The organism is Paenibacillus phytohabitans (assembly GCF_013141775.1).
In the GTDB taxonomy this organism is placed as follows: Bacteria; Bacillota; Bacilli; order Paenibacillales; family Paenibacillaceae; genus Paenibacillus_AQ; species Paenibacillus_AQ phytohabitans.
The window spans coordinates 132,448-153,234 of record NZ_WHOB01000088.1; the positions used below are offsets into that span (position 1 = coordinate 132,448).

11 protein-coding genes are annotated in these 20,787 nt (G+C 54.4%); 1 reads left to right on the forward strand and 10 read right to left on the reverse strand.

The window, feature by feature from the left end; translation table 11 throughout:
- Window positions 1–49 precede the first annotated feature (49 nt).
- The 9 genes from GC101_RS29085 to GC101_RS29125 all read right to left on the reverse strand — a co-directional run bounded on the left by GC101_RS29085 (window position 50) and on the right by GC101_RS29125 (window position 15,992).
- Window positions 50–3,622, reverse strand: coding sequence for an S-layer homology domain-containing protein (locus tag GC101_RS29085; RefSeq protein WP_171720184.1), 3,573 nt, complete (start codon window positions 3,620–3,622; stop codon window positions 50–52).
- Between the two features lie 842 nt (window positions 3,623–4,464).
- Window positions 4,465–5,586: a sialidase family protein gene (locus GC101_RS29090; protein WP_171720185.1), complete on the reverse strand. Its 1,122-nt coding sequence runs from the start codon at window positions 5,584–5,586 to the stop codon at window positions 4,465–4,467.
- A gap of 429 nt (window positions 5,587–6,015) precedes the next feature.
- Window positions 6,016–6,819, reverse strand: coding sequence for a bifunctional 4-hydroxy-2-oxoglutarate aldolase/2-dehydro-3-deoxy-phosphogluconate aldolase (locus tag GC101_RS29095; protein ID WP_216626789.1), 804 nt, complete (start codon window positions 6,817–6,819; stop codon window positions 6,016–6,018).
- Between the two features lie 201 nt (window positions 6,820–7,020).
- Window positions 7,021–8,469, reverse strand: a complete 1,449-nt coding sequence (locus tag GC101_RS29100; RefSeq protein ID WP_171720186.1) for an ABC transporter substrate-binding protein — start codon at window positions 8,467–8,469, stop codon at window positions 7,021–7,023.
- Window positions 8,470–8,588: 119 nt separating this feature from the next.
- Window positions 8,589–10,310: a sensor histidine kinase gene (locus tag GC101_RS29105; protein ID WP_171720187.1), complete on the reverse strand. Its 1,722-nt coding sequence runs from the start codon at window positions 10,308–10,310 to the stop codon at window positions 8,589–8,591.
- The gene (locus GC101_RS29110) at window positions 10,307–11,842 is read right to left on the reverse strand and encodes a response regulator (protein ID WP_171720188.1); all 1,536 of its coding nucleotides are present in this window, start codon (window positions 11,840–11,842) and stop codon (window positions 10,307–10,309) included. Before GC101_RS29110 ends, GC101_RS29105 begins: the two co-directional genes overlap by 4 nt.
- Window positions 11,843–11,860: 18 nt before the next feature.
- Window positions 11,861–12,691, reverse strand: coding sequence for a carbohydrate ABC transporter permease (locus tag GC101_RS29115; protein ID WP_171720189.1), 831 nt, complete (start codon window positions 12,689–12,691; stop codon window positions 11,861–11,863).
- A gap of 12 nt (window positions 12,692–12,703) precedes the next feature.
- Window positions 12,704–13,657, reverse strand: coding sequence for a carbohydrate ABC transporter permease (locus GC101_RS29120; protein ID WP_171720190.1), 954 nt, complete (start codon window positions 13,655–13,657; stop codon window positions 12,704–12,706).
- Window positions 13,658–15,020: 1,363 nt separating this feature from the next.
- Entirely contained in the window at window positions 15,021–15,992 is a 972-nt protein-coding gene (locus GC101_RS29125; protein WP_171720191.1) for a LacI family DNA-binding transcriptional regulator, read from the reverse strand.
- 140 nt (window positions 15,993–16,132) lie between these two features.
- Here GC101_RS29125 and GC101_RS29130 point away from each other — a divergent pair, with 140 nt between their 5' ends.
- Window positions 16,133–17,548, forward strand: coding sequence for a glycoside hydrolase family 1 protein (locus GC101_RS29130; RefSeq protein ID WP_171720192.1), 1,416 nt, complete (start codon window positions 16,133–16,135; stop codon window positions 17,546–17,548).
- Window positions 17,549–18,267: 719 nt separating this feature from the next.
- Here the strand turns inward: GC101_RS29130 and GC101_RS29135 are convergent.
- Window positions 18,268–20,739: a glycoside hydrolase family 38 N-terminal domain-containing protein gene (locus GC101_RS29135; RefSeq protein WP_171720193.1), complete on the reverse strand. Its 2,472-nt coding sequence runs from the start codon at window positions 20,737–20,739 to the stop codon at window positions 18,268–18,270.
- Window positions 20,740–20,787 lie beyond the last annotated feature (48 nt).

Here is a 20,787-nt window from a genome sequence, read left to right on the forward strand (position 1 = left end):
TAGTTACTTCATCTTCCCGTGCAGCTCTCCATGCGGTCTCTATAGATCCTTATTGCAGTTCCAGCAGCGCGTATACCATCCGCGCCGCTTCCGCCCGGGTAGCATATCCCGTAGGGGAAGGCGTGCCGCCGAAGCCCGGGTTCACTACCAGCAGCGGATTTTTGCCCAGCACCACGGCTGCATTCTGCGTCATGGCAATCATCTGCGGAATCGTCAGGCTCTGAGCCGGGTTGAAGTTGCCGGAAGCGTCCGCCGCAGTGATCCCTTTCCATACAGCAGCGGCCAGGACAGGATACATGGCCTCGGTATCGGCAACATCACCAAACACCGCCGGTGTATCTGAATAGTCGTTCGGAATCTGGAGTGCTTTAGCCAGCATCGCTGTCATGTCGGCCTTCGTCACAAGGGCTTCCGGCATATATTGTGTTGCCGTTCCGCCGGAGACCACTCCTTTGGTGCCCAGAGCTTCAATATAAGGTTTCGCCCAATGGCCTGCACCAACATCGGTATAACTGCTCGCTGCCAGTTTCATAACAGTCATCGAATACGGCTGCAGGGTGGCGGTTGCTGCGAACTCTCCACCCGGGGTTACCGGCAGCGGATTATTCTTCGGTTCCTGTCTCCAGATGGTGTAGTCGTTGACCAGATAATCCGGCACCGGATCACCACCGTAGGACCACACCGGCATCAGCTCCTGGCCGGGAAGGGAAACTTCGATTTCCTTATCCGTTCTGTTGCTGAATACTACGGTAGTAAGCTCATTTTCATTCCCGAGTCCCCAAGCGCCGACATCATTCAGCTTAAGATCCTTCCCGTAGACATAGTTGGCTGGCGAAGCATTGTTAAGCATCCGGTAATCGCCGCTGGTCATTGCCAGATCATAATAATAGTCATTGTCCTTCAGCAGATGGCCGATCTCGCGGAAGGTATAATAAGGCGGAAGAACGACCATCCCCGTCTTGTTGCTGCTGTCGAAGCTGTCCTGTACGATACCGAAAAACTGGTTGTCAATCAGGCAGTGATAGGCGGTGACCTGCACTTTGCCGGTCTTCATGAAGTTCATGAACCGCTCCATGTAGTGCATGGAGTAGGCCGGGGTTTTGCCCAGGTGAATCCGGCCCTTCTCGGACAGGTTCGTCTCTCCTCCGAAGATCAGCCCGCTGATGCCGCCGTATTCTGTGATCCAGATTTCCTTACCCGGGAATTCCTGCGCCTGCTCCTTAATGAGCTGGTAGCGGTTCTCGTTATTCACATACAGGAAGTCCATGAAATCCGACTGGGTCATATCATCTATGCTGTGAATACCGGTATACTCATGCGGAATCACGGCGTCATAGATATCCGGATTGGCGGCAATCGTCCGGTTCCACTCCTCCCAGCGTACATAACGGTTGCCTGCGGTGTCCTCCAGATCGAGCGGATCATTCGGTTTATGCGAATCGGGGTCTTTTACAATAATCGTCTCCTGCCATTTATCCAGAATGACGATCCCCACCTGAATATCCGGGTCGATATCCTTGATCGCATGATAGACATCGCGGGCCTTGTAGACGTAATCGGTAACCGAAGGGAACTGGCCGCCGTATTTATTCAGATAGAATTCATTGCCCATCTCAATCCGCACCGGCTGATCGGACAGGCTGACAATCTCCTCTACCTCTGCCGTAATCTCTTCCACACTCTGAAAAGCCACATTCAGCACAAACGTGCTAGGCAGCTCCAGCTCATTCGGCGCACGGTAAATATCATCCAGAAAAATCCCGTCCAGCCCGTTGTTAATCCCGTTCACCGAGGTGTACTCGAAGCCTGTCGTGATATTGCTGAACCGCGGATCATTGGCATTAATGAGTGAGCCGTCATTATACAGATAATAGTTGGCCGACGTTCCGTCAGGCACGCGCAGCAGATCCACACCAATATCCTGCATCAGCGCAATATCACGCTCACTGTACCAATCATCTGTCCGCCCCAGATCATTCAGCTTCTGATAGTTGATCCCGTACAGACCGGAAGGGATGAGCTGCTTCTCCCCGTAGACGGCAAAAGTAGCACTCCCGCTTCCCGCAGCCGCCGCCGGAACCACCGTAACCGTGCTGGTAACCGTAATCTGGTTGTCAGCCGTGACCGCCTGAATCACCGCTGTTCCCGGCGCAACCGCCGTTACGGCTCTCGCTTTGGACGCGCTGCCGGTCAGCTTCGCCACCTGCTCATTGCTGCTGGTCCAGATGATGCTGTCATCATCCAGCTCCACCGCCGCCGGCTCATAGATGATCCGCAGATTCTCGGTCTCTCCCGCCTTCAGATTCATCGTTGTCTTGTAGAAGTGCATACTTGTCAGGACGGGTCCGGTGTAAGGATTGTCAGCCGCAAGAGCATACACCCGCACATTATCCAGACTCGGCTGCAGCAGATGATGGCCGAAGGTGACCGTCCGCTTGACCGCATCATACAGCCCCGTGTACTGGCCAAGCGTCTGATACTGCGAATCTGATGCTCCCTTCACCTGCACAATTGCTGAATTGCCGTCTACCAGCACCCGGAAATCATAAGCGGCACCCGCCGCAATCGTATAGTCTGCAAGCTTGGTTTCTCCGGTAACCCCTGATTTGTAGAAGGAAATCTTATTTTGCTTAATCAGCAGCGAGTCATAGTTGGCACTGTTCACATCTCCGAGATCTACCCTGGCAAAAGCACCCGCCGCCGATACATCGGGAACGCTCAGGTTGAACGTGAGCAGGAACTTCTTCCATGACTTGCCCTTGATTCTCGCCTTGGAGGTAGTGTTAATGTCCTTGGCTACGAACCTGCCGTCCAGATACTGGTAGTGCATATAGCTGCCCGCAGGTGTATCCCACTTGGCTGTTGGAGTCTGGAACAGATCCTCGAACACTACCGGCCAGGAGGAGGTCACCGTGTCAATATCCGGAATCGGCGGCTCCTGCCCTTCCTGTGAATTGACGCGGACATTATCAAGGCTTGGCTTCGCCAGATTATGCCCGAAGGTCACCGTCCGGGCGGCCGCTGTATACAGATTCCCGTATTCTCCCAGCGTCTGATACACGGTATCCGTCACGGATTTCATCTGCACAATGGCCGTATTTCCATCGACCAGCATCCGGACATCATAGCTCACCCCGGACTGGACGGGATAAGCTGTGGATAGCGTAGTTTCTCCCGTGACTCCTGATTTATAGAACGAAATTTTATTCTGTTTGATCAGCAGGGAATCATAGTTTGCACTGCCGGTATCCCCCAGATCGACTCTGGCAAAAGCACCCGCCGCCGACACATCAGGAATGACCAGGTTAAACGCCAGCATGAATTCAGACCAGGATTCACCCTTGATTCTGGCCTTGGAGCTGGAGTAGTTATCCTTGGCCGCGAACCGTCCGCCGGTAATCTCATAGTTCATATAATTGCCGGCGGGTGCATCCCAATTCGCCGACGACGGCTGGCCGAAGGTATCCTCAAAAGCCACCGGCCAAGAAGCAGCAATCTGCTCCAGATCGGGAGTCTCCGTTTCCTCGGCTAGTACCTTCGCTGTACCGAACGTCAGATTCAGACTGCTGATGAGCAAAGTGATAACCAGAAGGAAAGATAAAGTCCGCATAGATCTCTTCATTGTTAAACCTCCTCAATTCTGTTTAGATAATCTGCAGCTGCACTTCAGACTTCTTCCAAAAAGAACGTTCCGCCGCCCGTGGTCAACCGTTATCCAGCCACCTTTGCCACCCTAATACCCTAGCTACTCCAGTTACTCTGCCACTCCAACACTCCTACCACTCCAGCCGCTCTAGCCACTCTAGCCACCTAGCCACCAACCACTCCAGACACTCTAGACACTCAGCCACTCTAGCCACCTAGCCACCAACCACTCCAGACACTCTAGACACTCAGCCACTCTAGCCACCAGTTACTCCAGTTACTCCAGCTACTCTGCCACTCTGCTACTCCTGCCAATCCTCCACTCCTGCCACTCTAGCCACCTAGCCACCTAGCCACTAACCACTCCAGACACTCTAGCCACCAACCACTCCAGACACTCTAGACACTCTAGACACTCTAGCCACCAGCCACTCTAGCCACTCCAACACTCCAACACTCCTGCCACTCTAGCCACTCCTGCCACTACAGCTACCAATTCAGCCAGCCTAGTCGGCCAAATGTTGCAGTAAATACAACTCCAATGCAGAGATTCTGAAAAAATCACGGGATTGTTGTATGAAATACAACAATAGTTGCGTTAACTGGCCTAAAATAAGGAAAATGTTGTCTTTTATACAACAATTCAGAATTCGGGCCGAAATCGTGACCGGAATGTTGTATTTCGTGCAGGATTTCGCAATCAGGAATGGATGCGGACACATCTTCTCACGAATTCTCCTATCTCCACGGGGCTCAAGGTTGCGTCTTAGGGTTGCGTCTTAGAGTTATATCTTAAGCTCAGCCCATTAAGATCGAGCTTCATTCTTCGGGGCAAGGATCAGCCGTCCCCTCCTGCACAAGCACCTTCAGCCGGGCACGGTCTGTGATCACTCTGCCCGCAAGCACATCAGCTTCCTCGAATACAGCAAGCAGAATCTCCTTGTCCTTGTAACGCTCCCTGTCGTAAATGATGTAGATCCGGCCGTCCTCCGCCTGCACACCGTCCGGATACGAGACGTTCTCCCGCTCATCAAGCAGCAGGAAGCCTTCCCAGGTCTCGCCGTCATCCCGGGACAGCATGGCGCTGAGATTGTTCCGGCCCTCGAAGTTATGGTGGTTGACCAGCAGCAGATTCCCCGAGTTCAGGCGGCGGATGAAGAAGCGTGAGCAGGGTCCTTCCAGCACATCTGCCTGCGGTTTCGACCAGGTGATACCCTTGTCGGTGGAGAAGCTCTCGCCGATACCGCCATAAGTGCGGACCAGCATCCAGAGGTCCCCATTCTTTAGTTCAGTCAGCATATGCTCGTCGTAGCTTCGCTCCGGCATGTCCACATACCCGATCCTCTGGAACGTCTTCCCCTGATCTGTCGAACAGAGGACATTCGCATACATCTCAGCCGGGAAATGATTGTGGGCCGATGAGATCTGTTCACCGGTCTCCTTATCCCGGAAGCCCCATACGGCGTAAGGCAGCAGCCATTCCCCCGAAGACAGCACGGTCGGCTTGTTCATCATTACGCCGTCCGCAATCCGTCTCGGCTGACTCCACTCCGGTGCAGCCTCATCCGCGTTCCCGCTGAACATGGCCCAGACGCCGGCACGCCCGTCGTAGAATTCATAGCTCTGTGCCCAGAACAGCCAGAGCCTCCCTGCCGGGTCTAGCCACAGGCAGGGATCGAACGCGCGGACCGGGCCGGGCGGGTCCACGGCAAGCACCGGATGCGACCAGGTATCTCCGTCATCCCCGCTGGTGATCAGGACAACATAGTTATCCGGCCCTTCCGTGTCGCCGCCGCTGTACAGCGCGGCCCACAGTCTTCCGCCCGGAGTCCGTTCAATGCCGGGTATCCCCTGCCACTGGCGGCCCTCCTTGCGGTACTTCACTCCGGGGGTGGTAACGATCTCCGGCGGTGCAAGTGATAACTCCTTGTCTGCTTCCATATTTCTTACATCCTCCTAAATAAAAAGTACTTGACCCTTTTCATTCCCGGGACAGTATAGGTTGAACTTGAAAACTCTAGTTTTCATTTTCGACAACCCTGGTTGTGAAATGGTTTGATTGTACTTTGTGCAATAGAAATCATTTGAATTGTGGAAAACTTACGTTCTATTGCATTTCGTACATTTGATTATGAGAAAGTCGGGCAATAACAGCTAACATCTGAGATTCTGTTGTACAGAGTGCAATAGATTTAATTTTTAGGCTGTTTTAATGTTCATCTGTTGTACAGAGTGCAATAGAACATCCTCTCACATTACAAAAGTGAGGTCAGAGATCAGGAATAAAGAATTACAAGTTCAAGTTCACCTACATAAGTGTAGTTCCAGTTATATAGTCATACTCCCAAGCCCCAAGTTTCCAGGTTTAATCTAACGGCCCGTCTTCCCGCCTTCTGCTACCCGGCTTACATACTGCGCTGCCAATGCCGACAACTCGTCATAACGCCCGTTCCTCACCCATTCGTCCTGCACGAGCCGCGCCCCGACGCCAACCGTTGAGGCTCCGGCGGCCAGCCAATCCTGCAGATTGTGTTCGTCCACACCGCCGACAGCCATTACCGGAATATGATTCAGCGGAGCAAGCACTGACTTCATGTAGCCAAGCCCTAAGTCCCCGGCCGGAAATAGCTTCACGATATCCGCCCCGCAGCGGTAAGCCTCGGCCATCTCACTCGCTGTGGCTGCGCCGGGCACAGCCACCAGGCCGCGTTCCTTCGTTCTTGCAATCACTGCCGCCGAGGTCCCCGGCGACAGAATGAATTCCGCCCCGGCGTCTGCGGCCAGATCGACCTGTTCTGCCGTCAGCGCCGTGCCTGCGCCAATGCAGAGACTGCCGCCGAAGCGATGCTTCAGCAGGCGGATGACCGCCGGGGCGTCCTCTCCCGGAGCTGCGCCCCGCTGGTTGAACGGAATCTCCAGCAGCCGGATGCCGCCCCGGACCAGCGCTTCCGCCACCGGCAGAACGTCTTCCTTGCCGATCCCACGCAGAATAGCCACTACCCTATACTCCAGAATCTTCTCCATTACGGAAATAGAAGCCTTTGCATCCTCGTTGTTATCCGACTTATTATTTGCATTCCAACTCTTACTCGCACCTACATTCACACTCTTACTCGCATCTACATTCGCACTCGCACCCGCACCCGCCTCAGCATTCCTGCCTGCATTCGTCATAACCACTTCTCCTCCCCTGAAGCTACCTTGAATCAGCAATGCGCCCCGCCCTTGCCTATTACGGTCAAGCTGGACCGGGGCGCATCCCAGGAGACTGCTACGGAATAAGGTACCGCTAATTTGTTATCAAAACTCTCAACACCGTTGAGATTCTGTCAACAATAACGGGTACTGATCCCTAGCAGCTCCTTGCTGCATCTGTTACGGCTTCAGCGGTTTGAAGTCCGGCTTCAGATAGTTGTTCAGATCAATCGTTCCGGCTGCGGTATTTGCTTCCGCCAGCTTGTTGAAGGCATCGCCCAGCTCCTGCAGGGTCTTCTCAATGTCCGGCAGCTCCTTGCTGCTCATGAACAGCTGGTTCATCACATCATTGACGACAGCCGATTTGCTGACATCCAGCGAGCCTACCTTCAGCGGAGGATTCACTACGGAATAATCCAGCCGCGGAGCCATCGGATAATCCACGGAGCTGTCTCCGATCACGAAGCCATCCACGCCTTTGCGGTCTGTCGGCTGAATCGCTTTGTCCTGGGCGGCGAGGTTAGTGAAGGAGCCCAGACCTTTTTGGGCCAGCTCCACGAACATTTCATCCGAGATCAGGAATTCCCAGGCTTTCTTGGCTTCCTCCAGATGCTTGGAGTTCTTGTTGATGCTGAAGCCGTTGGCTGTTTCATAAGCGGGTCCTCCCTTGGCAGTGCCATCCCAAGTCGGGAAATCCGCAACAGCCCAGTCATTCTTGGCCGGGAACTGGTCATTGAAGACCCCGATATCCCAGGTAGCGGCGGACAGCATGCCGATATTGCCTTCCGCGAACTGGGCACGGATCATGTCATTGTCGTAGGTGCCGACACCAGGGAAGACACTGCCCGCCTTATTCTCATCAATCCACCATTTCACATACTTGGCGAACGGTGAGAAGTCGTATTTGCCGGTGACTGCATTCCAGCCTTCACGGCCGTTAATATCCCCGGAGACCGCTGAAGGATAAATCACATAATATCTCCAGAACGCCGTCTGCTTCACGGGCAGCCCGAGGCCGAATTTCTGTCCGCCCCCGCTGGCCGTAATCTGCTTGGCATAGTCACTCATCTCCTGCCAGGTAACCGGCGGCTTCTCCGGATCAAGTCCTGCAGCTTTGAACAGGTCCTTGTTATAGATCAGCTTGAAGGTCGTCACATTCTCAAATACCCGGTCCAGCTCCCCGTTCTTCGCGGTGGGCGGAACTGTGAGAGCGGATTCATCAAAACGTGCACGAATCTCCGGAGTAATCAGCGGATTCAGATCCAGCGGGTAGCCCGCATTCGCCAGATCAGCGGAAATATTATAGGCGATGTCCGGCAGGTTGCCCGCGTTCATGGCCAGCTTCAGCTGCTCCTCGTAGTTGTCTGCAAATACTTTATAATTGATCTCGATATGGTCCGGGTTGGTTTCATTGAATTTCTTGACCAGGCTCTCCCGCACTTCCAGATCATGCCGTGAATTCACCCATACCTCAATCGATACCTTCTCTTTGGGGGCGCTTGCATTTGTGTCCGCAGACGGGCTGGCATTCCCATTGCCATTGCCGTTATTCCCGCAGCCGGTCATCAGAACCAGGAGCGCTGCCGCCGCCGCCAGGAGTCCCTGCTTGCTCCGTTTTGTATTCATCATATTGTTCAACCCCTTAAGTTGTTTTGTATACACCCTGATTATAGAAAGGAATAAGCGCATAGCTAACCCCTCGGAATTCATATTTACTGAACAAAAGAAGGTCTTCTTTCCCGTTCCGGCTATTGATTTCCGTAATTTGTAAAAGGAAGCCGCACCTCGAAGCTTTTGCCCTCTTCCAGCAGATTGACCTGAAGTCCGAATGCCTCGCCAAAATACAGCCGGATGCGCTCATGCACATTGCGGATGCCGAAGGAGGCGGGATCGGGCTCCCTTTCGTTCAGCAGGCGCTGCACCTTGGCCAGGTCAAGCAGGCTGCCATTGTCGAATACCTCAATGCTGTAGGTATCCTCGTCTGTCCTCCTGCCCCTAATCTCAATCCGGTTCCCGCCGGCCTGACGGCTCATCCCGTGCATGATTGCATTCTCTACCAGCGGCTGCAGCGAGATTTTGACAATCCGCTGCTCCAGCAGTTCAGGCTCCATATTCACCGTGATGGCGAACTGCTCCTTGTAGCGGATCTGCTGCATGCCGATATAGCTGTTCAGATGCTTCAGCTCCTGCTCCAGGGTGACGACATCCGGGCCATCCAGTCCGGCACGGAGGAATCCCGTCAGATGATCGATCATGCCGGTCAGCTCCCGGTCTCTATGCTCCAGCGCCTTCCAGTTGATCGTATCCAGACTGTTGTACAGGAAATGCGGGTTAATCTGATACTGCAGCAGCCGCAGATGATATTCCCGCTTCAGCACCTGCTCCTCTCGGATCTCCATCAGCAGCTCGCGCATGCCGTCATATAGAATGCCGATCTCGTCCCCGCGTACCAGCGGCGGAATATGCAGATGGGCCCCGTCGCTTTTTTTGCGCACGACCAGTGAAGCCAGCCGCTCAATCGGACGGGAGAAATTGCGCGCCACCCGGCTGGACACCAGCGTGGATACCAGAAGCAAGATCCCCATCACCCCGGCGGTCCATTGGTAGACCTGATAGAGCGGCAGCAGGACATGCCTCCTCGGCACGATGCCGAGCAGGGTCCAGTTCTCCCCGACCTCACGTGCAGAATAATAGTTTCCGCCCTCGGCATAGCCATTCCTGGAACCGCCGCTGCCCGGTTCTCCGGCAGCGCGCAGCAGGGCAGCGCGGAGCCTGCTGTCCTCTTCGGCGCCCTGGAAACCCATATAGATATCGCCCTCCAGCGAATTGTCCGTGAGCAGATATTGCCGCTGTCCCGAATCCAGCGGTTCGCCGAGCAGCTCCTGAATAGAGCTGTAAGGAACCGAGATCAGCATACAGCCGTACAGCTCCCGGTGGGTAATGCTGCCGATCGGCACAATCCAGGTGAACTGGCCGGACGCGGCGGGTTCACCCGTCAGCCGGTACACCTGTTCCAGTGCCCCGGGGTCCAGGGACAGACCCTGCAGAAACTCCGGGTCAGCCTTGACCGGCAGACCGTAATGAGCCAGATAATGCTCCTGCGGGAGCCGGAAGGAGACACTGAAATCCCCGTTGATATACTTAATATTGGTCAGGAACTGCTGCAGCCGGTTCGCTACCCCGATCTGCCGCAACACGGAGTCCTCCCGGCTGTTCAGGGCCTGAACCAGCTCTTCATCATGCAGAAACAGCCGCTCCGTAGTTTCGAACTCCTGATAGAGCTGTTCGAAGGGAGCGGCTGTGCGCGATAGAATCATGTCCGAGCTTTCCTCCAGCTGCCGGGTGAACAGGCCGGAGGTCACGAGTATATTCACAGTTCCGACAATCAGAACCGGAGCCAGAGTCAGCAGCAGAATAAGCAGAAACAGCTTGTGGTGGAACCGGCGGAACGGCAGGCGCTGTCTTCTCATACCAGTGCCCCCCGGTATTCTGAGGGGGTCATGCCGTACTCTTTTTTGAACAGCTTAACGAAATGCTCCACCTTGTTGTACCCCACCTTGTAAGACACCTCGTACACCTTGAGCGCCGGGTCCTTCAGCAGCCGGATAGCCGCGCCCATACGCACCTGCAGCAGATGCGCCCGGAACGTGCTTCCGGTCTGCTGCTTGAACAATTCGCTTAGATAAACCGGGGAAATCCCCAGCTCTTCGGCCACAGTGGTCAGCTGGATATCGCCGCCATACTGGCTCTCAATCCGTTCAAGGACAACCCGGATCAGCCGGTGCGCCCCTTTGCCGTGGCGCTGATGGATCAGATGATGCAGCTCATGGGTGAAGAACTGCAGCAGATCCTTAATCTTGTGCTGCCCGGCGATGCGCATCTTCAGATCCTCCGTATCCGGCAGAACCCGGCCGCCCCCGGTCTGCACATGCTCCCGGATTGTGGTCAGCCACTCGAAGCACCAGCGCCGGGCAGCCCCCAGCTCCCACTCCAGGAAGGACAAGGCCAGCTGGTTCTGCCAGCGGACCACCTGCTCCGTTTCCCCGGCCAGCATCCACTGGATCAGCTCTGCCATCGGCTTGGTCCACTGGATATACGCCAGCTCCCGGCTGGAAGGCAGCAGGAAGCGGATCGGCTCCTCCGGATTCTCACCCATATATTCCATCATCTTTTCTGTTTCCCAGAATAGCCTGGACAGCTCCAGCGGACTGCCGCCTCCTTCCGAGATCATGATATGTACCTTCTTTTTGGTGAAGCGGTCAATACTGTCGTGCAGCTGCTGTGCAAGAGCCAGAAGCTCAGTCTCTGAACGGCTGCCTCCGGCGGTGAGCAGCCATTTGCCGAAGGACAGCCGGATCGTGCAAACGTCTTCAACAGGCTGCAGCAGCTCATGCATCACATTCTGCACAGCGAACTGCGCACTGGGATCAATGGTCACTTGTCCCTCCAGCGTCATCAGCATCAGCCGGAGCTCCCCTTGCAGCATCCATTCCAGACCTACCTGGGCGCATTCCTCCTGCCAGTCATAGCCGGGATGATTGCCGAGAATCAGCTCCTGTATATATTGTGAGCGGATCGATTCCTCATAATATTGATTGCGCCGGGCACGCTGCTGCTGCAGCTTCAGCTGGGCCAGCACATCCACCTGCTTCAGCAGCACCTGCAGCAGCTCCTCCGGTCTGGTCGGCTTCAGCAGATAATCGGTCACGCCCAGCTGAATCGCCCTCCGGGCATAATCGAATTCGCCGTAGGCGCTGAGAATAATATAACGGATATCCGGCCCCAGCACCGCCGCCTTGGCGATCATCTCAAGCCCGGTCATGTCCGGCATACGGATGTCGCTGATCACAATATCCGGGGAGAGCCGCCCGATCTGCTCCAGTGCACTCGCCCCGTCCTCGGCCACCCCGGCCACCTCAAGATCATATTCCGCCCAGGGAATCATCGTCGTGAGCCGCTCCCGGATGAAATGCTCGTCGTCTACAATCAGCACCTTGTACATAGATGTCCCCCTAATCTGTCAGCCTTTCACTGCTCCTTGCGCGAGTCCCCCTACAATCTGCCGGTTGAGCAGGATGAAGACCGTCAACACCGGAATCACCGAGATCATTGAACCGGCCAGCAGCAGATTCCACGCCGCAGCCCCGGTTCCTGAGTTGCGCAGCTCCACCACACCTACGGTCAGGGTCTTCGTATCCGGGTTCCCGATGCTCATGACCAGCGGCAGGATATAGTTGTTCCATTCAGCGATGAATTCAAGCAGGAAAAAGGTCGCGGTAATCGGTGCCATCAGCGGCAGCGTTAACCGGAAGAAGCGTGTGAAATAGCCTGCTCCATCCATAATACCAGCCTCGTCCATATCCTTGCCAAGAGATTTGACGAACCCTTCGTACAGGAATACGCTGGCTCCCAGACCATATAACGCAACGAGCGGGATGGTATAGATACTATCCGTCAAACCCCAGTCCACGGCAAGCTTAAATTTCGGATACAGCGTCATCGGTCCCAGGCTGATGAACATAACGCCGATGATCAGCATCGACAGCACTTTTTTGCCGGGAAATTCCGTTCTTGCAAACACATACCCCGCCATGGCCCCCATGAACACCGACATCCCCGCACTCACCACGGCAAAAACAACCGAGTTATAGAAGTATAACGAGAAATCCAGCTTCTTCCATACCTCAGAGTAGTTCGACCAGGTCCATTCCTTCGGCAGCAGGCTGCCCCCGGTAATCAGCTCCTGATTGGATTTAAAAGAATAGAAAAAGACATACAGCACCGGCACAAGCGTTACCAATGCCGCTACAGCCAGGAAAATATATTTCAGCGTCTGCCCGATAGGCTTCATTGCGGCTCCCCCTTATTCATGATAGTCCATTCTTTTGGTCAGCTTGAAGTAACCCACGGAGACCACTACCAGCATAAGCGCGGTGACCACGGCCACTGTTGCGCCATATCCATAGTTGCTGCCGGCTTCGCCCCCGAAGAACTGGTGGAAGATGTACAGGAACGTCAGCTCCGTAGCATTATTCGGTCCGCCGTTCGTGAGGACGAGGAAAGGACCCATGGATTTCAGCGTGCCGAGAATCGACAGGAACAGGATCATCTGCAAAATGCGGCCCATCATGGGGATCGAGATGTAGCGCATTCTTTTCCACCCGGTAGCTCCGTCCATATCCGCACTCTCGTAGACATCCTTCGGAATACTGGTCAGCCCGACCAGAAAGAACAGCATGTTGATCCCGAAGTTCTGCCAGGCATCCATCACCATCCCGCTGGCAAAAGCCGTCCACCCGCCGGACAGAAACTGAATCGGCTGATCAATCAGATGGAGCTTCAGCAGCAGCTGGTTGAGCCCGCCGTTATACGGGTTGAGCAGAATGTACATGACCAGCGCCATCGTCGAGCCCGGCAGAATATAAGGCATGACGAACATCGCCCGGAATATATTTCTCCCCCGCAGTCGGGAGTACAGGAACAACGCGAGTACGAACGCAAGCGGCAGCTCAATCAATATTTTGAGGGAGAACAGCGCCTGCTTCCAGAGCGAAGACCAGTAAATCTGATCCTCCATCAGCCGGTGCAGATTGGCCATTCCGGTGAACCGCTCCGGCATCACGCCGTCATAATAATAGAAGACATATTTCAGCGCCCAGCCAATCGGATACAGCGAGAACACGGCGAAGAAGCAGACCGGCACCAGCAGCATTAGATACGCAGGACCATACTTCCGGACGAAGCGGGAAAAAGCTCTGCGGCTCCCCGGGTGCAGCGACGCACCGGCCAGGTTGGATTCAGCGGTTAACTTGCTCATTGGCTCCCCCGCCCTTTCGGATTGTGATGTAGGGGAAAACGCGGTAATATACGCTGCAGTGACGAGAACGGATCGCCGGAATTCATGGAAATTACCCCTTTCTTTCTGTTGGTAACGCCATTATAGCACCGGGTTTTTGCACCTTCGCCCCCTTAAACTTTAGATATACTGCATAATTGCCGGGGAATTTGCAGGGTGATGTCTTGTCGGTTTCGGTGTGCTTGCGTTCCCGCAAGGAGTACTTCGGGGGATCGTTAGCTGGGGGGAAAGCTTCGGGGAGCGGAGGAGATGTACCTGCCTGAATGGATGGGTAGAGCACATTTAGTGTTGGGGATGTACGCTGGCGGGATGAGACTGGGTGCTGCAGCACAACTAGTTACTGACAGTTCTCGGAGCAACTCAGGTACGATACCAGCCGGGCGCGCCGTTGCGGACTCAGAAGCGCTTATTTCCCGCAAAAAGGGCTTTTCGCACGGCTTGCGGACTCCAGTGCAGTTATTTGCTCAGATTTCCCCCAAATTAGCCTGCTATTCAAGCGATAAGCGCACCTGAGTCCGCTGGCCCGAAGCAATGCGCCGAATCCAGGAAATAAGCGCACTGGAGTCCGCAACTTCCTCTCCTCCTCTTATCCCTCCTATCCAACCCTTCATCCGCACACGGCTCAAACGCAAAAAAGCAGCCGCATTTGATCCGCAGCTGCTTCAGAGCTCAACTTTACTCCATACTCCTTACTCTTACTCTTACTCCTTACTCTTACTCTTACTCTTACTCTTAACTCTTACTCTTACTCCCTACTCTTACTTTTACTTTTAACTCTTGCTCTTGCTCTTGCTCTTACTTTTTACTCTTACTTCTTAACTCTTACCCATACTCATACCCTTACTCCCTACTCTTACTTCTTACCCTTACTTCTTACTTCTTACTCCTTACTCTTACTCCTTACTCATACTCATACTTTTTACTCTTACTCCATACTCATACTCTTACTTCTTACTCTTGCTCCTTACTCTTACTCCCTACTCTTGCTCCTACTCTCCACTTTCCACCCCGGAGACAAAATGTTGTATAAATTACAGCTTCGAGCCAGCGAAACCCAGGTGCGTAGGCGGATTGTTGTATGAAATACAGGAATTCCCCCGCGAATCCGCTTAATAAACGGGGATTGCTGCATTTCATACAACAATTTTCGATTATGGTCGGTATGACGCGGGAAATGTTGTATTTGATGCAGGAATACACTTACATTATCTCTTTAACTCTTTAACTCTTTATCACTTTATCACTTGTCACTTGTCACTTTGTTCTGCGCCGCCCCTACCTCTCCCGGCCCAGCGCCGCCGGCCAGGACGGCAGCCGCTTCCCCTTACGTCGTAGCCCGCTTCACCAGCTGAAACTCCAGCTGCTGCTGCGCCGCTTCCGTTCCTTTGAGTCTGCCAAGGATCAGCTGAAAGGCATTCTGCGCCTGTGCGGCAATCGGATTATAGATTGAGGTAATCCCCAGTGTATGAGCCAGCTCGGTATTATCGAATCCTACAACCGCCAGCTCTTCCGGAACCTTCACACCCATCCTCCGGGCCTCGTTCAGCACCCCTGCCGCCACCAGATCATTGGCGCACAGAATGACATTCGGGTGTTCGCCCGGATTCAGCAGCAGCTCGCGGACCAGCTGTTCTCCCTGGCGGATAGAATAGATGCCGGTAGGCGACCAGTCCGGCTGAACAGGCAGGTTGTATTTGCGGACAATGTCCTGATACGCCTGCATCCGCCCGGAGGTGTTCATACTGGTCGGTCTGCCAAAAGCATTGGCAATCCGCCTATACCCCTGCTTAATCACATGCTCCAGCCCCAGCATATATCCTTCATACTGGTTCATGGCGACGCTCTGAATTTCCGGACGCTCCATCCGCTGCCAGGACACGATCGGCCCGTATTTGCCATAGGAGCTGAGGAGCTCCAGATCGTTGACACAGGTGCTGATGACCAGCGCATCAACTCTTTTCCGCCGCATATCCTCGAAGGCCTGCAGCTCTTTGGCCGGATCACCTCCGGAAGTATAAATAATCGTCTGGTAGCCGTACTGGCTGGCGGTCTCAACGAAGCTGTTCAGAAAGGGCAGCATCACTTCGTTGATCCCTTCGGTAACCATACCGATCTGCTCCGTCTGCCCTTTGGACAAGGAAATAGCATTGCCGTTCGGCACGTAATCCAGCTCTTCCATGATCTTCATGATGGTATCCCGCGTCGTCTGGCTCACATGGGGGGAATGATTCAGCACCCGCGAGACGGTGGCTTTGGAGAATCCAGACAGCTTGGCAATTTGATCAAGATTCGACATGAGGCTTCTCCTTATATAAATTGTTATCTCACAAAAAAACACTTGACATGTAACGCGTTTCAACATTTAGCATTCCATTATAGGACATATTATTAGCTTACCATATCTGAATCCATAACTATAAAAAGGCGGGATATTGCATGAGTATCAAGTTTCCTGAAGGCTTTCTGTGGGGCGGCGCTGTAGCTGCCAACCAGCTTGAAGGCGCATATAACGAGGACGGCAAAGGCTGGTCGACCCAGGACGTGGCTCCGCAAGGGATCAAAGGTCCGATTACTGAAGTTCCGACTGAAGATAATATGAAGCTGGTCGGAATCGACTTTTACCACCGGTACAAAGAGGATGTGAAGCTTTTTGCCGAAATGGGCTTCAAAGTCTTCCGTACCTCTATTGCCTGGTCACGGATTTTCCCGAACGGTGATGAGCTTGAGCCTAATGAGCAAGGCCTCAAGTTCTATGATGATCTGTTCGACGAACTGCATAAATACGGCATCGAGCCGCTTGTTACCCTCTCCCACTATGAGACGCCGCTGCATTTGTCCAAGCAGTATAACGGCTGGGTTAACCGTGATTTAGTCGGCTTCTACGAACGCTATGCCAGAACGGTATTCACCCGCTACAAGAACAAAGTGAAATATTGGCTGACCTTTAACGAGATCAACTCTATTCTGCATGAACCGTTCATGAGCGGAGGGATCTACACGCCGAAGGAAGAGCTGAGCAAGCAGGATCTGTATCAGGCTATCCATCACGAGCTGGTGGCAAGCGCCTTGGCTGTGAAGATTGGACACGAGATCAACCCGCAGGCCCAGATCGGCTGTATGATCCTTAGTATGCCGACTTACCCGCTCACTCCGAACCCGGATGATGTAATCGCAGCGATGAAGTCGGAGCATATGAATTATTTCTTCGGGGATGTTCATGCGAGAGGCGTATATCCGGGCTATATGAAGCGTTACTTCAGAGAGAACGGTATTGAAATTCACATGGAGCCTGGCGATGCCGAGATTCTGAAGCACACGGTAGACTTCATCTCCTTCAGCTACTATGTGAGCATCTGTGAGACGGGAGACGAGAATAAGCGCAACCAGACCGAAGGCAACCTGTTCAGCGGTGCAGCTAATCCGTATCTGAAGGCTTCCGAATGGGGCTGGCAGATTGACCCGCAGGGTCTGCGTTATGTGCTGAACATGTTCCATGACCGTTACCAGAAGCCGTTGTTTATCGTCGAAAATGGTCTCGGTGCCAAGGACGAGCTGATCACCGGCGAAGACGGCGTGCCGACCGTCAATGACGACTACCGGATTGGGTATTTGAATGACCACCTGGTGCAGGTGGGCGAAGCAATTGAGGACGGCGTAGATGTCATGGGCTACACCTCATGGGGCTGTATTGACCTGGTCAGCGCTTCAACCGCACAGCTCAGCAAACGTTACGGCTTCATCTATGTTGACCGCCACGACGACAATACCGGCACACTTGAGCGCTACCGCAAGAAATCCTTCCACTGGTATAAGGACGTTATTGCGTCCAATGGTGAGAGCTTGCAGCGTTAAGCTCTTCTTCCCACAAAAGGCAGCCATTCCGGCTGTCTTTTTGGTTGGAATAGGCTAACCTTATGGTAATTTCATTACGATTAGTCCATTTTCATTGTTGAGCATAATCGCCTCCGGTCCATCGTTATCTGTTTCTATCAAAAACACTGAAGATGCGTTATCATCACGCATTTTAGCTGCGGGAAGTCAGCCGCGCTCTTCATGCCCTGAAGTTAGAGAATAGGACTGAGATTCCGTTATTTGATCAAAATCGGCGAAATCACAGGTCAATCGGACTCAGAATCCCTTATATGCCCCGTCATGCCCTCTTTCGGATTCAAATGAACAAGATAACGGAATCTCAGTCCGCTTCACTCTTTGGATAAACGTTCACCTAACACCACTAACCTTACTACAGTATATTCTCGCAGTAGACGCGTCTGTTTCCAACACACATCCCCCTAATAAGTGGAAATTATACACTTGATTATATAATTTCAGTCGGTAAAATCGGATTAAGTGGATAAACGACACTTATTTCTCCTGATTTCGGCTCCTCATAGCTATTATCCGATGATTAAGTGCCTTTTTTCCAACTCTCTCTCTGAACTCGCCGGTTTCAGGATTATTAAATGACATTTTTCCACTTACTCCCTGGTGAAGGTTCTAGGAAAACTGCCCAATTGGAAACGGCTATGCCGTCCTTCAGAAGACGGGGCGCATCCCGCCGCCCCACCATCTCACCCCTCGCATAGTGGAGCCTCCTCCAGCACGCCGGAGGCAGGCCGCAGGCGGTAGGTCTTAACCTCGTATCCGTTCAGGCTGACCTCCCGGCGGATGCCGAGCGAAGGAAGGCTCACCGTGGTTGTCCCGCCAAGCCCGGTCGGCTCGAACAGGCGCAGGATATAATTCTCCCCCTGCTGCTCCTGTTTGAACGCGCTGAGCTGAATGCTGTCATCCGCCAGCATCAGCAGCGGGGCCAGCGTCTCTCCTTCCCCTGACGGGAAGAAGGATAACGCATAAGGCCGCTCGTTATGGACCAGCGCTTCGCGGTCCACCGACTGCCTGCGCTCCGTCTGCGCTCCGCCGTTCAGCCAGAAGCTGTAGCTGCGCTCCCCCTGATCCATCCGCGGCAGGAAGCGGTCCTGGGCCATAATCGGCCGGTCGCCGATCGGATGTGCGCAATATCCGGCGCTGCGCAGAAGCGACAGACGCAGCTCGCCCCGGCGGAAATCGCCGCCATGGATTCCGTTGTTGATGCAGGTCACCGCCAGGTTCTGGGCGGCATCCTCTATGGAGACCCATTTCTGCGCCACTGTCTCCCGGCCTTCCCGGTCCAGCGGCTGCACGCCGAAGGCCGTCTGGCCGAAGAAATCCCCCTGCGCAAGCACGGTAGGGATCGACAGCTTCAGCATCTTGTCCTTCTCGTTCCAGTAGACCCGCAGCTCAATCTCCACCTCGGTCCCCTGCTTCGGCAGCTTGTAAGTCTGGCAGATGGAGGAGCTGCCATAGCTCAGCACTGCTTCAATAACGGTGCGGACCTCGCCGTCCTCGACAACCCGGACGGCGGGCAGCGGCTGCTTCACACCGGAGAACAAGGCGCTGTGTTCCGCATTCATCAGCGTGAACGCACCTTCCAGCTGATCGAACCGGTCGGTATCCATCCGCCACGGGTCTTCATTGTCATTCATGACCAGTGGAGCGAAGGCTCCCTTGCGCAGAAGTGACCGGCCCCCGGCGGTATACTCATCCATCAGTCCGGTCCGGGCATTGATTACGACCCGCAGATCAGCCGTCTCGAACCGGAAGCAGCCGTCCTGCTCAGCGAGCTGCGGCAGCGGTTTGACCGGCAGCATCTCCATCCGGCAGTCGAACCGGTTCATAGAGGAAGGAGCCAGCTCAGCAGTGAAAGCCACCCGCTTCCGCCAATCCAGCGGAATATTGCTGCGTTCCTTCTCCGGCTGGCAAGGTAAACGGTCCTCACCCTGGTAGACTACAGGCATGGAGAACTCCTCATTCCAGTTCTGATCCTCCAGCATGAATTCACATTCGAATACGCCGGTTACCGCATACGGATGCGGATTGTAGATCAGAACCGGGTACTCCTTCAGCGCTGCCTTGGGCTGTCCGGCGGCCAGGGCGAAGAATGCCCGCACCTTCAGCCGGGCAACGGTCTCCAGGCCGTGGCTGATCTGGCGCAGGGAAGCCTCCTCCGCATTCTGCACAGCTGTGCCCGGCAGAATGTCATGGAACTGCGCGGTGAGCAGATCCTGCAGCGCTTCCTGCAGCCCCGCTGCGGGATAGGCGAGCAGACCCTGCAGCGCAGCGGCGGACAGCATTTTCTCCGTCATGAACAGTTCGTTCTCCAGCAACCGGTGCTGCTGCTTCATGCGGATCATCGAGGTGTAGCAGCCCACGAAACGGGGATTGAGATCGCCCGCATAGACGGGTAACTCCCCCTGCAACGCCAGTTCAGCGAAATAACGCTCCGGCGTAGAATGGACAATCTCCACATCCTCCCGCTCCTGCATCAGCTGCGCAATCTGCGCCAGGTCCACCCGTGAGGGCCCGCCGCCGTGATTGCCCACGCCCCATAACACAAGTCCAGTCTGCTGCTGCGGATGGTCCGCCAGCCACTGTTCAATCTTCCCGCGGGTTTTGCCCATGAGCGAGTTGTAGCCGCCTTCAATCTTGTGGGCCATCACCCGGCTGCCATTGTATCCCTCCCAGCTGAAGTCGCCCGCAGGCAAGCCTTCCATTTCATCCGGGCGCATGAAGATATAGGAATCGTACCCCGCTTGAGCCAGAATCTGCACCAGTCCGCGCGTATGGCCGAAGGAATCGAAGTTGATGGCAGTCGTCGGCTCTGCACCGAATTTAGCCCGGAAATACGCTTTGCCCAGCAGAATCTGGCGGACAAACGATTCACCCGAAATCATATTACAGTCAGGCTGCAGATACCATCCGCCCATGATATGCCACTTGCCCGCCTGAACCAGCCGCTGAATCCGCCTGAACAATGCCGGCTCGTACTCCTCAACCCATTGATAGAGAATAACCTCATTATGATTGAAAATATATCCTTCGTTCTCCTCGCAGAATTCCGCAGCAGCACGGAATGTGGATACGGCAGCAGCGGCTCCCTCCTCCCACTCCCACTGCCACACCGGGTCCAGATGGGCGTTGCTGAGCAAATGCAGTTTCTTCTTCATGGCTGAGTCCCCTCCATAGATCGTAGTTCTTCTACCTCTATTGTGAGG

What these genes read in the sequence shown, in the direction of transcription:
- GC101_RS29085 (WP_171720184.1), bottom strand. Translation starts at nt 3,622, where the DNA reads ATGAAGAGATCTATGCGGACTTTATCTTTCCTTCTGGTTATCACTTTG.
- GC101_RS29090 (WP_171720185.1), bottom strand. Translation starts at nt 5,586, where the DNA reads ATGGAAGCAGACAAGGAGTTATCACTTGCACCGCCGGAGATCGTTACC.
- GC101_RS29095 (WP_216626789.1), bottom strand. Translation starts at nt 6,819, where the DNA reads ATGACGAATGCAGGCAGGAATGCTGAGGCGGGTGCGGGTGCGAGTGCG.
- GC101_RS29100 (WP_171720186.1), bottom strand. Translation starts at nt 8,469, where the DNA reads ATGATGAATACAAAACGGAGCAAGCAGGGACTCCTGGCGGCGGCGGCA.
- GC101_RS29105 (WP_171720187.1), bottom strand. Translation starts at nt 10,310, where the DNA reads ATGAGAAGACAGCGCCTGCCGTTCCGCCGGTTCCACCACAAGCTGTTT.
- GC101_RS29110 (WP_171720188.1), bottom strand. Translation starts at nt 11,842, where the DNA reads ATGTACAAGGTGCTGATTGTAGACGACGAGCATTTCATCCGGGAGCGG.
- GC101_RS29115 (WP_171720189.1), bottom strand. Translation starts at nt 12,691, where the DNA reads ATGAAGCCTATCGGGCAGACGCTGAAATATATTTTCCTGGCTGTAGCG.
- GC101_RS29120 (WP_171720190.1), bottom strand. Translation starts at nt 13,657, where the DNA reads ATGAGCAAGTTAACCGCTGAATCCAACCTGGCCGGTGCGTCGCTGCAC.
- GC101_RS29125 (WP_171720191.1), bottom strand. Translation starts at nt 15,992, where the DNA reads ATGTCGAATCTTGATCAAATTGCCAAGCTGTCTGGATTCTCCAAAGCC.
- GC101_RS29130 (WP_171720192.1), top strand. Translation starts at nt 16,133, where the DNA reads ATGAGTATCAAGTTTCCTGAAGGCTTTCTGTGGGGCGGCGCTGTAGCT.
- GC101_RS29135 (WP_171720193.1), bottom strand. Translation starts at nt 20,739, where the DNA reads ATGAAGAAGAAACTGCATTTGCTCAGCAACGCCCATCTGGACCCGGTG.